This window comes from Priestia sp. 3CA3, assembly GCF_056836725.1.
This window is the reverse complement of record NZ_JBXENJ010000006.1, coordinates 58,351-71,545: the sequence shown is the minus strand read 5'-3', so window position 1 is coordinate 71,545 and position 13,195 is coordinate 58,351. Positions and strand designations below refer to the sequence as shown.

General features: G+C 39.9%; 11 protein-coding genes. 7 read left to right on the top strand and 4 right to left on the bottom strand.

Going from position 1 to position 13,195, the window contains the following annotated elements:
• The first annotated feature begins 119 nt into the window (after positions 1-119).
• The 3 genes from AC1VNJ_RS16765 (at position 120) to AC1VNJ_RS16755 (ending at position 3,948) form a co-directional block, all read left to right on the top strand.
• Positions 120-1,010, top strand: a complete 891-nt coding sequence (locus AC1VNJ_RS16765; RefSeq protein ID WP_014460283.1) for an ATP-binding protein — start codon at positions 120-122, stop codon at positions 1,008-1,010.
• An 11-nt stretch (positions 1,011-1,021) separates the two neighbouring features.
• The gene (locus AC1VNJ_RS16760; protein ID WP_034265743.1) at positions 1,022-2,938 is read left to right on the top strand and encodes a vWA domain-containing protein; all 1,917 of its coding nucleotides are present in this window, start codon (positions 1,022-1,024) and stop codon (positions 2,936-2,938) included.
• Between the two features lie 98 nt (positions 2,939-3,036).
• Positions 3,037-3,948, top strand: coding sequence for an EamA family transporter (locus AC1VNJ_RS16755; protein WP_482641095.1), 912 nt, complete (start codon positions 3,037-3,039; stop codon positions 3,946-3,948).
• A gap of 36 nt (positions 3,949-3,984) precedes the next feature.
• Here AC1VNJ_RS16755 and lacZ read toward each other — a convergent pair whose 3' ends face one another.
• On the bottom strand, positions 3,985-7,089 hold the full coding sequence (lacZ, locus tag AC1VNJ_RS16750) for a beta-galactosidase, LacZ type (protein ID WP_482641094.1): 3,105 nt from the start codon (positions 7,087-7,089) through the stop codon (positions 3,985-3,987).
• Between the two features lie 138 nt (positions 7,090-7,227).
• Here lacZ and AC1VNJ_RS16745 point away from each other — a divergent pair, with 138 nt between their 5' ends.
• The 4 genes from AC1VNJ_RS16745 (at position 7,228) to AC1VNJ_RS16730 (ending at position 10,114) form a co-directional block, all read left to right on the top strand.
• A complete protein-coding gene (locus AC1VNJ_RS16745; RefSeq protein ID WP_224980575.1) occupies positions 7,228-8,046 on the top strand; it encodes an AraC family transcriptional regulator in 819 nt (272 codons plus the stop codon).
• Between the two features lie 147 nt (positions 8,047-8,193).
• Positions 8,194-8,670: a site-2 protease family protein gene (locus AC1VNJ_RS16740; RefSeq protein WP_028413498.1), complete on the top strand. Its 477-nt coding sequence runs from the start codon at positions 8,194-8,196 to the stop codon at positions 8,668-8,670.
• 157 nt (positions 8,671-8,827) lie between these two features.
• On the top strand, positions 8,828-9,310 hold the full coding sequence (locus tag AC1VNJ_RS16735; RefSeq protein WP_482641093.1) for a GNAT family N-acetyltransferase: 483 nt from the start codon (positions 8,828-8,830) through the stop codon (positions 9,308-9,310).
• 18 nt (positions 9,311-9,328) lie between these two features.
• A complete protein-coding gene (locus AC1VNJ_RS16730) occupies positions 9,329-10,114 on the top strand; it encodes an ABC transporter ATP-binding protein (protein WP_033578865.1) in 786 nt (261 codons plus the stop codon).
• Position 10,115: 1 nt separating this feature from the next.
• Here the strand turns inward: AC1VNJ_RS16730 and AC1VNJ_RS16725 are convergent, their stop codons facing one another.
• The 3 genes from AC1VNJ_RS16725 to AC1VNJ_RS16715 all read right to left on the bottom strand — a co-directional run bounded on the left by AC1VNJ_RS16725 (position 10,116) and on the right by AC1VNJ_RS16715 (position 13,179).
• Positions 10,116-10,310 carry a hypothetical protein gene (locus AC1VNJ_RS16725; RefSeq protein WP_013056879.1) on the bottom strand — a complete coding sequence of 65 codons (195 nt, stop codon included), beginning with the start codon at positions 10,308-10,310 and terminating at the stop codon, positions 10,116-10,118.
• Between the two features lie 101 nt (positions 10,311-10,411).
• A complete protein-coding gene (locus AC1VNJ_RS16720) occupies positions 10,412-10,954 on the bottom strand; it encodes a GNAT family N-acetyltransferase (protein WP_482641092.1) in 543 nt (180 codons plus the stop codon).
• Between the two features lie 347 nt (positions 10,955-11,301).
• The gene (locus tag AC1VNJ_RS16715; RefSeq protein ID WP_482641091.1) at positions 11,302-13,179 is read right to left on the bottom strand and encodes a terpene cyclase/mutase family protein; all 1,878 of its coding nucleotides are present in this window, start codon (positions 13,177-13,179) and stop codon (positions 11,302-11,304) included.
• Between the last annotated feature and the right edge of the window lie 16 nt (positions 13,180-13,195).

Sequence of the window (13,195 nt, the reverse complement as noted above, 5' to 3'; positions counted from 1 at the left end):
AAGACGGCGATTTTTCTACCGGAAACTTTAGAGAAACGCATTGGTAAAGCAATTCTTTGAGAAGAAGAATGTTTTTTAGTAAACTATAGAAAGTATGTAGAAAGAAAGGATTTTTTGTTATGTCAATTCAATTATCACAATTATCATTACCAAAAGAGGTTCTTTCGCTTTTAGCGAATCGTAAATATGAAAATCTGTCTCATGCTGATCAGCTATTAATCGGAAAAGGCGGCTATACAGCAGAAGAAGCAGATATTTTAGAAGATGCCATTATTGCCTTATCACTAGGGAAAAACGTACTTTTAAAAGGGCCAACAGGTTCAGGTAAAACAAAGCTTGCTGAAACGCTGTCGCATTTATTTTCTCAGCCGATGCATAGCGTTAACTGCTCGGTGGATTTAGATGCAGAAGCGCTGCTTGGCTTTAAAACAATTTCTGAACAAGAAGGGAAAACAGGTATCGAGTTTGTAGAAGGACCTGTTATTCAGGCAATGAAAAAAGGCCATTTATTATATATTGATGAAATTAACATGGCGAAACCTGAAACGCTTCCTATTTTAAACGGGGTACTTGACTACCGGAAAATGATTACAAACCCATTCACTGGAGATGTAGTGCGCGGTCAGCAAACATTCGGCGTAGTAGCGGCTATTAACGAAGGGTATGTTGGGACTGTTCCATTAAACGAAGCGTTAAAAAATCGTTTTGTTGTCATTGAAGTGCCATATATTCAAGGGAGCAGCTTAAAGCAAGTTTTAATGTCTCAGTCTCAGTTAAAAGACGAAAAATTAATTGATAAATTTGTCACGCTCTCTGCAGATTTAATTACTCAAGTTCAAAGCGGCCATGTATCAGAAGAAGCTGCGTCTATTCGTGCGCTTATTGATACGTGTGATTTAGCTCTTTATATGCCGCCTCTTCGCGCGATTAAACGCGGTATTATTGAAAAGCTAGAAGATGAAAGGGAAAAAGCCGCCATTCAAAATATTGCTGAAACATTATTTGAGTAAGGAGTGGCGCTATGCGATTTATTAAATTTAACGACAAAAATGTAGATTCCTTTCTCTATATGGAGCTGGCAGATTTAACGAAAACATTAACAAAAAATGATGAAATTGAAGTAGAGTATCGCGTTTCATCTTATTATGATCCTGTACACGGCATTATTTATCTCAGTCACTTTTGGGATAACCGTCCAGAAGAAGACAAAGTGTACGGCTTAAAAAGTGATGTATTTTTAAGAAGTATTGGAAGCTATAAGCATTCAAACTTCAAAGAAATTAATGCATATTTAAAGAAAATAAATAAAACGTCGGTACCTAGCTTAGCTAAGCAGCTGTTTATGCTGTTTGAAGATATTCGTTTAGAAGAAGTATGCAAACGCGAACGTCCTGGAACGAAAAAAGCCTTCGCCCTCAGAAGGCAGCTCTATAGAAAATATTTTGCTACACAAATGAGTGCAAATTTAACAAAAAGCGTGTACACGGATGCACTTTTTAACGGCATTTACTTGCTATTAACGGCTGAAAATCCGTTTGAAGAAATTCCTTCAATGAGTGAATCGATTAACTTAGCGATGCCTTTTATTCGCAGACAGCTAACAAATGTATATGAAGCGAAAACAACAAAAGACGTATCGCGCATCTGCCTTGAACTCGTAGATGTTTTTGATGATATTATCGAAAAAGATATGCTTAATACTTATTTCTTCTTGGCTGAACTTCAGTATGATCAGTTAGAAGAAGGGTTAACATTTGAAGATTTAAAACGCAAAGATTCATTAGTGAACGATGATATTTTAGAGCATGAAAAAGACGGAGATGAAGACATTCACGAAGAGAAAATGGAAATGTGGCATCGAGAGACAAGCGAAGCGACGCAAAGTTTTCTACAGTTTGATATGGATCAAGGTTCAAAAACAGATATGTTAGGCGATGGTGTTCGTGAAGGCGACGATGGAGATCAAGCAATGGGCATGGTGCAAGGATCTTCTCAAAAAACATCACGGAACGATTATTCTCAAATCGAAGCCATGGAGCAAACGCATCCGGAAAAAGACGGGGAAGCGGATTATGAGTATGGGAAAGAAAATAAGCATGCCTATGCTGTGTTTGTAGATTCTAAACTTCCAAGCGACGATCACGTTGTTCAGTATGATGAGAATAAAAAAATCATTGCATCGTATCAAAAAAAATTAAAGCAAATGATTGAAAAAACGCTTGAACATAAAAAAACGCTCCCTAGAAGCGAGCTGCACTTTGGCCGATTAAATAAAAAACTTCTAAAACTATGGACGGATGATAATCCTCGTTTGTTTTATAAAAAAGATGAAGATTCTGCCCAAATTGATGCTGTGTTTTCTCTTCTAGTTGACTGTTCGGCATCGATGTACGACAAAATGGATGAAACGAAGCTCGGGATTACGCTATTTCATGAAGCGTTAAAGTCTGTTATGGTGCCTCATCAAATTGTTGGATTTTGGGAAGATACAAATGATGCTACTGAAACAAGCCAGCCTAACTACCTGCAGACGGTGATGGACTTTCAAGCATCATTAAAGCGTAAAAGCGGTCCTGAAATTATGCAGCTTGAGCCTGAAGAAGACAACCGTGATGGATTTGCCATTCGTCATATGACACGTCGCTTGCTTCAGCGTTCTGAGCAGCAAAAGTTTTTACTTGTGTTTTCAGACGGTGAACCAGCCGCTATGGGATATGAACAAAATGGTATTGTAGATACGCACGAAGCGGTATTAGAAGCACGCAAGCACGGAATTGAAGTCATCAACGTCTTTTTATCCAACGGGGAAATTGATGAAGGACAGAAGAAAACCATTCAAAATATGTACGGGAAATATAGTATTCTAGTACCAAACATCGAAGAACTTCCCGATGTGCTATTTCCTTTACTCAAGAAACTACTTCATAAAAGCATTTAAAAAAGTCGAAGCATATTGCTTCGACTTTTTTTGCTATTGACCGTTAATGCGGAGGGAGGTAAGTTAAATATATATGAAAAAGAGAGAAGGAATGGTAAGTGGAAGGAGTTCAAACTTCATCTAAAAGAGCGTGGGGGCTGCTGCTTGTAATCATTGGTGCCACGATGTGGGGAGTGTCTGGCACGGTAGCTCAATATTTATTTCAGCATAAGAGTTTTAACGCAGAGTGGCTGGTCGTCGTTCGTATGTTAGTATCTGGATTGCTGCTTTTGGCAATAGCCTCTAAGCAGCGCAATATTTTTGCAATTTGGAAAACAAAAGAAGAGAGGACTTCGCTGCTTTTGTTTGGTGTAATCGGTATGCTCGGCGTGCAGTATACATACTTTGCAGCTATTGAAGCAGGAAACGCTGCTACAGCTACAGTGCTTCAATATACGTCGCCAATATTTATTATTGGCTATTTAGCCGTGCAAGCAAGAAAGTGGCCGGTGAAAGTAGAAATGATTTCTGTTGCGCTCGTCATAACGGGGACATTTTTTCTTGCAACAAGCGGAAACTTTAACGAGCTGTCTATTACAGGATGGGGGTTGTTTTGGGGGATTGGAGCAGCTGTGACGTCTGCTTTTTATACGCTTCAGCCTAAACGTCTTCTTGCAAAATGGAGCTCAGTTGAAGTAGTAGGCTGGGGAATGGTAATAGGCGGCGTAAGTTTTTCATTTATTCATCCGCCGTGGCATATAGCCGGTGAGTGGTCGCTATTGTCGCTGTGTGCGGTGCTATTTGTGATTATCTTTGGAACGCTCATTGCCTTTTATTGCTACTTGGAAAGTTTGAAGCACATTAGCGCTTCTGAAGCCATTGTTCTTGCGTCAGCAGAGCCTTTGTCAGCAGCGGCGCTCTCTGTTCTATGGCTCAATGTGACTTTTGGGTGGACGGAGTGGCTAGGTACAATTCTTATTATCGCTACGGTATTTTTGCTTTCTCAGCGAAAGCCAGAGGTGACATCATAAGTAAAAAGGACTTTCATTTGAAAGTCCTTTTTATTTTTATAGAGGTTTTAGCGTAAACGTGTTTGTATACGAGCGGTTGGCGTATAGTGTGTAATCAGGATGTGTTTTAGCTCCCCAGCTGTCGTCTCCGCCAACGCCCATTTGCTTGTAGTTAACCCGCACGGTTACGGAATCGCTTAACGGCAATTTGTAAAAATGATCGTAAGCCTCCAGTTCAAAAGGTGAGTAAGGTAAAGCATTCAGCTCGACTGTTGGCAAACCTTTTAGTAAAAAGCCGCGTCCTTGATCGTTTGTAATAGTTGCCCATCTAACGTCCGTTTTGTTTCCGCATTCTTGAGGGCGTAAATACGGTGTAACTTGCTCTTTTACACTGCCTTTATGAAGGCCAAGCTTAGCGCCAGTTTTACGATCCCAATAATTTTCATGAGGGCCTCTGCCGTACCATGTTAAAGAATCAAAAGCCGCATCCATCGTAAACAGCATCCCAATTTCAGGAATTTCAGGCATTGACTGAGAAGGTGCTAAAGATTGTTCAATCTTCATTTCACCATCGTTATATAGCGTATACGTTACATAGCAAGAAGCAAGAGAGATGTCTAAAGCTAGCTCAACCGAAATGATAACAAAGTCAATTTGCGGTTGAACACTTACTTTTTTTACGTGCTGCTCTAAACTTGCTTGACGCCACGTTTGACATCTTTCATGCAATTTATTGCCGAGGTCATTATCGGTGATTGCGCGCCAAAAGTTCGGACGGAAACCCGATGCAAGCAGCTCGGTATGCTCATAGTTGTAAGAGACAAACTGCCCTTTTTGCTTGTCAAAAATAGCCGTGAAGTTAGTTCCTGTAACCGTCAGCGTTTGTTCGTTTTGGTCAACTGATAAAGCAGGATAAACAGCTTTTACTGAAGGTACAGCGGTTTTGGCAGGCAGTACAAACTGTTCGTACGCCACTTCATATCCAGCTGAAGCCCAGGCTGTATCTTTGGATAATCTGATAGAAAGAGTTAAAACAAATTCATCAGTTTCGTTTTCTTGCTCGTAAAGAGGATAAGAAAGCGTCAGTTCGTCTGTACTATCAGGAGCTACATTTAAAAGAGACGCATGTTTTTCAAGTAGTTCACCGTTTTTTTCAACAGTCCAAGCAAAATCATAGGCGTTCAAGTTTGTAAACAGGTGTTTGTTTTGAACGGCAAATTTTCCTTTAGAAGCGTCTACTGCTGTCCACTTTACAGGCTGATAGCATTTTTTTACTTCTGCAATTTTCGGGCTAGCTGTCCCATCAGCAAAGATTAAGCCGTTTCCGCAGAAGTTGCCGTCGTTAGGCGTATCACCAAAATCTCCGCCGTAAGCTAAGTAAGAAGTACCGTCTACTGCTGTTGTTTGAAGAGCTTGATCTTTCCAGTCCCATATAAAACCGCCTTGCAAGATTGGATATTGATCGAACAGCTCCCAGTATTTGTATAGATTTCCGCAAGAATTACCCATCGCATGACTGTATTCACACAGAATATAAGGTTTTTTCGGATTCATTAAAGCATAGCGCTCTACATCTGCTGGCTTAATGTACATCGTGCTTTCTATATCAGAAGCATCATAGTCGCGGTGATGGAAGATTCCTTCATAATGAACAAGTCTCGTGGAATCTTTCTCTTTAAAAAAAGTATACATATGCTGAAAGTTTTCTCCGCCAAATGATTCATTGCCAAGCGACCAAATAATAATAGAAGGGTGGTTTTTGTCACGTTCGTACATCGAACGACAGCGATCTAGTACGTTTTCTTTCCATTCTGGCTTGCTTCCTGGAACGGCTTTTTGTTCGCCTTCTTGTAAATAAGTCCACGTTCCGTGCGTTTCTAAATTGGTTTCATCAATCACGTACAGTCCGTATTCATCACACAGCTCATACCATACTGAATCGTTAGGGTAATGGGATGTACGCACCGCGTTAATATTATGCTGTTTCATCAGCAAAATATCGTGAATCATGTCTTTGCGTGTGATGCCTGCACGGCCTTTTACTGAATCAAATTCGTGGCGATTTACTCCTCGAAGTACAATACGCTTGCCGTTGATTGTCATAAGGCCATTCTTTAGTTCAAACGTACGGAAGCCGACTTTACAGCTTTCCGTTTCGATAATAGAACCAGCAGCATTCTTTAAGCTGAGTACAAGGGTATACAAATTAGGACTTTCTGCGCTCCATTTTGCAGGGCTTTTAATGTGTGTACGTAAGGACGCTGTATATTGATCGCTCACACTTACATTTGTTTGCAGCGGAGCTTGTAGTACTTCTTGGCCATTCGCGTCATACAGCATGACTTCAAATGTTAGATCTTGAGTATCGTGCTCAAAGTAGTTTAAAATATCAGCTGAAACGCTAAGTTCACCATCTTCGTAGTTGTTATCAAGCGACGAACGAACGCTAAAGTCATAGATGTGAACCGGTGGAGTCGAGTACAGATACACATCTCGGAAGATGCCGCTCATTCGCCAAAAATCTTGGTCTTCAAGCCAGCTTGCGTCACTCCAGCGATATACTTCTACTGCTATCGTATTTTCACCATCTTGAAGATAAGAAGTTATATCAAATTCAGCTGGAGTAAAGCTGTCTTCGCTGTATCCAACAAACTCACCGTTAACCCAGACGTAAAAAGCAGATTCGACGCCTTGGAAGCTGACGTACACCGGCTGATTTTCCCATTCTGATTTAGGTGTAAAAGTACGGACGTACTGACCGACAGGGTTATATTTAGTCGGTGCAAAAGGAGGTTCGAGGTTTTCGTTTTCAACCCAAGGGTATGTCACGTTTGTATATTGAGGATAGTCATATCCTTGCAGCTGCCAGTGTGAAGGAACTGAAATAGAGTCCCATTTCTTATATGAAAATTCAGGAGCGAAAAAGTTTTTGACGCGGCCATCCGCATTTTCAGCAAAATGAAAGTACCAGCTTCCATTTAAGCTTTGGTAGTAAACAGAAGATTTTCTATCATTTTTTAAGGCCTCTTCGACCGTTTGATAAGGCATTAGTAAAGCGTGTGCTTTCGAACGGTTCAATTGAAAAATTTCAGGGTTGTTATTCCATTCAGGGTATCCGTTTGCAGGTGCTGTATAATTAAATTTTTTGCCGGTTTTTAACATGTCGATCCCTCATTTCTAGATTACTAGGTTATTAGTTTATATGAAAATGATAACGTTTTCTGAAAACCTTATCAATCTAATTATTTTCATGATAATATAACTATATTCACATAAAAAGGAGGAAGTAATGTGGACCGTATGTACTTTCCGGCTCTTTCAGATGAAGATATGAAACTGCCATTCTATGTTACAAGCGCTGGAAGCTGGAGACATCAAACGCATATTAAACGTCAGGGAGAGTTTCCTGATTATCAATGGATTCAATGTATAAAAGGAAGAGGCGAGCTTCGTGTAAACGACGAGGTTTATATTATAAAAGAAAATGAAGGGATGTTTCTGACGCCGCATGTTCCGCACGAATACTACCCCATTACAAGCGAATGGCAAGTATGCTGGGTTTCTTTTAATGGAAGTGTAATTGATGATATCATGCTTTCTCTTCAATTTATTAATTCCGGAAAAATCGTCCTTACACATGCTGAAAGCCTTTATAGGATGCTGCAAGAGCTAATGAATTTGTTAGAAGAAAATCATACCTCTAGCACCATGAAGTGCTCTGAACTACTATATAGCGTCATTTTGAAACTGCGCCAAGACAGCGTATATATAGAAAGCAAAAGTCGCCTGCAGCAAATTACTCAGCTAAACCCAGTCCTTCGCTATATTGAGGAATATTATCATCAGCCGTTAACGCTAGAAGTACTGGCGAAGCAGCTCAACGTAACAGAGCAGTATACGTGTTTGCTTTTTCAACAATCTCTTGGTATCCGGCCGTTTGAATACGTAACGCGCGTCCGAATTCAAAAAGCAAAGAAACTGCTGCTTAAAAACAACCAAATCTCTGTACAAGATATAGCAAGACAAGTAGGGTATGAACATCCAAGCTATTTTATCAAGCGCTTCAAAGAACAAGAAAACGTGACTCCAACTGTTTTTCGGAAAATGTATTTTTCATAAGTTACATACATTGGGTTTTATCTAGGTTATAAGAAATGATGTGGATGCTAGTTATTTCGTATGAGTTTTAAAAAAAGAATTTAAATGTAGTTTTAAGTAAAAACGGGGAGGAAAAGTAGAGAGAAGAAACAAAAAGGAGGGATAAACGTGTTTGGGTTAAATGATCTTCCAAAGTTTGTGTGGTCATTCTGTCTTGTATTGCCACTTGTATCATTTGTTCATCAGCTGGGGCATTCCGTCATGGCAATTATTTTCGGAGGGAAGGTCGATTTTACTATTGGGCGGGGGAAAACGATTCTTAAAATGGGGAAGTTTAAAATTAAGTCAGTCTATTTTCTAGACTCGTTTTGTAAATATGAAAATCTTAAGAACGACAGTCGCTTTTCCCATGCAGTGGTGTATGCGGGCGGTGTACTGTTTAATTTACTTACTATTTTTATAATAAATGGATTAATTATGGCTAATATTCTGCCTGAAGATATATTTTGCTATCAATTTGTTTATTTTTCAGTCTATTATGTTATTTTTTCACTGCTGCCAATTCAATATACAGAAACATCTGCAAGTGATGGACGTGCTATATATAACGTATTACGGTACGGGAAAACGTGTGATCCAGATTAAAGGGCTGTGTGTAGCAGCCTTTTTTGGTGCCTTTTTCTGTTTCATTTAAATAAAAAAAGGAAAACTTTACGAAAAGAAAATAGTAGCGGATAATAAAGATAGTAGATGTTGGAATGGAAGAAAGGAGAGGATTTATACGATTATTGAGACAGAGCGAATGACGCTGCGAGCTATGGCTGAAAGCGATGCAGGCAATTTAATGAAAATATTTGAAGATGCTGAAGCAATGAAGTATTATTCTTCTACTAAAAATGAACAAGACACATATCGCTGGATTCAATGGATGAAGCAGCATTATCAAACATATGGCATTAGCATGTGGATCGCTGAAGATAAACAGAATCGAGAGTTTCTAGGGCAGTGCGGCATGGTTCTTCAAAAAGTAGACGGCAAGGTAGACCCGGAGCTTGGCTATTTATTTTTACGCAGCCGCTGGAGAAAAGGCTATGCGAGTGAAGCAGCAAAAGCTTGTTTAGATTATGGCCTTCATACGCTGAAATTTCAGAAGATTATATCATTGATAGATCCTCACAATTATCCATCGATTAAAGTGGCTGAAAGAATTGGCATGAAAAAAGAAAAGCAAGTTAACAAATGGGATAAATCATTATTCTTTTATAGTATATATAATGAAAAATGAGAGTAAAGGAGTGTTAGCATGATCAACATTAACAACGTTTCGGTAAAACGAGGAGAAAAAGAAATTTTAAAAAGCGTGTCGTGGTCAGTGGAAAAAGGGGAACATTGGTGTTTGCTTGGGTTAAATGGTTCCGGAAAAACGACGCTTTTAAATATCATCAACGGATATATCTGGCCTACAAAAGGGGAAGTAGAAGTTCTTTCAAGGAAATTTGGAGAAACAAATCTGTCTGAGCTCAGAAAAGAAATTGGATGGGTAAGCTCTTCGCTTCAACAGCGGTTTCGAGATGACGATACGGTTGTAGAAATGATTTTAAGCGGAAAATTTGCATCTATTGGGTTATATGAACAAGTGGAGCAAAAAGATATGAACCAAGCCATAGAATTAATGAAGCTGCTAAATTGCGAAGATTTACAAAATCAGGCCTACGGAACACTTTCTCAAGGAGAGCGCCAGCGAGTGCTAATTGCTCGAGCTCTTATGGCTTCACCAAAGCTTTTAATACTTGATGAGCCATGTACAGGTCTAGATATAATGGCCCGAGAACAGCTTCTTCAGCTGATTGCAAAAATGGCAGAGCAGCCAAATGCTCCTACGCTTATTTATGTTACTCACCATGTAGAAGAAATTTTGCCTTGCTTTACCCATACGCTTTGTATGCGCCAAGGAGAAGTGTTTTCTTCTGGAAAAACGAAAGACCAGCTCACTGAGCCGCATCTTTCTAAATTTTTTAATCACTCCGTAGAGATTCAGCAGCAGAAGGAACGCACTTGGCTGTCATTAAAAGAACCGGTAAAAAGCTGAGCTAGCGTCGAGAAACCTTCTTACATACCATGGGAAAAAGAGCGCTGCTTGCAATGGAAACAAGCTCATTGTGGAGATAATGTTTACATGCTACATAAATAGTGGTGCTGCAAATAATATCAATGAGTAAAAAAGCAGCAATGTCATGTTTATCAATGGTTACAAATACAAAAGAAGAGGAATCATAAGCTGTCATCGTTGGCTCCTTTGGTTATATCGTTATGTTACTTTATTCACAAAAGGCTTGGGCTATACGAACTTTTAAAGAAGTACGATGATGACAGCTGATTCTCTCCTCTAAAGCTGATAATACTCTTGTTCGAGTATACTCATGATAATATCTGTCTGAAATGCTTCTTCAATAAAAGCACCTTCACGCTCTATTCCTTCTTTTACAAAACCGCATTTTTCATAACAAGCAATGGCTCTATGGTTGTATTCGAGCACTCGTAAATCGACTCTGTGCAAGTGAAGGTGTTCAAATGCGTAGGCCAGCACCAATTTTGTAACTTCAGTGCCGAGCCCTTGATTCCAAACGGAAGAATCGAATAAACCAATAGCATACCGTGCGCGCCGGTCGTACTCGTTAACGGTCAGCCGGGCTTCTCCAACAAACTGCTGCTGATATTCAACACACCAATTCAGCTTTTGAGACTTTATGTACTCGACGTGCTGCTTGGCATCTTGTAATGTAAGAGGTTTTAAGTTTCGGGTATCGCCTCCGTACATACGAATAAGCTCTTTTGTTTGCTTGCACGCTAGATAGTCATGTACATCGCTGTCTTTTGGTTTTCTTAGTATCACGTTTTTTCCTTTTAAAAGTGGTGAAACATTATTCATTTGATGCATCCTTTCTTTCCCAACATTAAAAAGGTATTCCACTTGTCTCCTAAAAAAACCTGCTTTTATGTACAAAAAGAGGCTGGAATAAAAGGATTTTAGACAAAGTGAAAAACGAACCATTGATCAAGATGTTTGATTCGTGGTTCGTTTTTTTTGTTAGGGTAAACATAGGTTTCATGTGTGTAAGTCTTTCTAGCAGTTGATTGGAGGGCAAGGCGAAGACTCCCGCGGAAAGCGAAGCCTTGCACGGAAATCAACTGCGGTTTCACAAGCGATCCATAGGAGCTCATGTATCCTATATGTTCGTCTTTAGATTGGATTCATTTCGTCATGTCTCAACCCCTTTATGAAGAATGTTTTTTTGCGTAGTGGGCAAGTGCAAGAAGAGGAAAAATATCATTATAGCTGTGGTACTGAATATAAAATTGTCCAGGAAGACCAATTCCCGTGGGATAATGAATTTGCTGCTCGGTAAGATTTGGATTCAGTAAAAATTTAATTCCTTTTTCAACGGCTCGATCTTTTAACGGACATATTGTCATTAAAGCATCGAGAGCCCAAGCCGTTTGCGAAGGAGTGCTAAAGGGTAAAGGCACATATTTTTTTAAAGAAGCGCTATAGCATGATTCTCCGAATCCGCCGTCTTCTTGTTGAATGCTTTTGAGCCAATTGATGGCTTTGATGATACGCGGATCAGAAGCAGAAATTCCTACAGCACAGAGTCCAGTAATAGCGGCCCACGTTCCGTAAATGTAGCAAACACCCCACCGGCCGTACCAGCTTCCGTTATCCAATTGATGATCAAACAGCCATTTTACTGCAGCTTTAATCGAAGGGTGGGATTTATTCATACCGGCAAAGTTTCCGAGGCACTCAAGCACTCGACCGGTTAAATCGGCAGTAGCCGGATCCGTTGCTGCGTCTTTTGCGTTTTCAAGCGGCAGATAAGTAAATAAAATAGAATCGGTATTTTTTTCAAATGCAGCAAAACCCCCGTCTTTGTTTTGCATGGACAACAGCCAGTTAATGCCCCTTTGCCAAGACTCCAAATAATCTGTATCGGTTTGCGCTCTTCTAGAAAGAGCTCTAATAGCAGCAGACGTATCGTCTAAGTCAGGGTTATTCGTATTAATATCGGAAAATCCCCAGCCTCCAGGCGCTGTATTGGGGTTATGAAACTGCCAGTCTCCAAGCTTTGTATGCTGTCTTTTCTTTAAGTAACGAGTTGTGCCTTTAATCATGGGATCTTGCTGCGGTACACCTGCTTCTTGTAGAGCGTAAGATAGCAGGGCGGTATCCCAAACGGTTGACGTGGAGTTTTCTACGTGCACGTGGCCGCTGCATGTACTAAGTAGTGAACAAATACCGTCAATTGCTTTTTGAACCACAAACGAATCTTTTTTATAGCCAAGAGCCAAAAGACCGTAAATCATAAAAAAAGTAGAGGTTGCGTAGCTGTAGAGTGTTCCATCTTTTTCAAGTCTTTCTAGCATGTAACGCTCGGCTGCTTGATAACCAAGCTTGTGGATGTAAGAAGGTAAAGAAGCCAGCTGTTTTAAATGGTCGACTAAAAAAATAGAAGCGCGTGATTCTTGAGCAGCTTCATCCGCTTCCTGTTTCTGCTCTCTTACATCTAAATGAGAAAGAGAAGGTGTATGTCTAGAAGTAAGTGAAAATTTTTTGTTTCCAGCTACCATCATCGGGACGAAGTGAATTCTGGCATAGGTGCTTAGTTCATAAAAGTTAAGCGGTACATAGGTAGGCACGAGCAAAAGAGAAAGCGGGAGGTAAAATAGCTTTGGCCACTCGTATAAGCCGTTAACACAAAGCATCCATCTTGTGAGAAAATGAGCGCGAGAAATGCCTCCTGAATCTATAATATATCTTTCTGCTTTTCGCAAAATCCGGTCATCTTTTTGGTAATAGCCTGAATATAAAAGAGCTGTATAAGCTTGAATAGTAGCGGATAAGTTATGTTCTTCATCGTCAAACAACGTCCAAAGACCATCTTCATTTTGAAGGGAAACGATCCGTTCGGTTAATTGTTTAATCAACACTTCTTTATCTAAATCAAAGGTGCGAAGAAGCATAATTAAAAACGCATCAGGCATAACGCCTGTTTCAAAACAGTAGCGAAATGACCCGTCATTTTTTTGTGTTGGGCGCAGATAGGCGATTCTTCGCTGAATCTCTAGCTGAACTTCCTTTAGCAATATGATCACCTCTTATGATAATGCT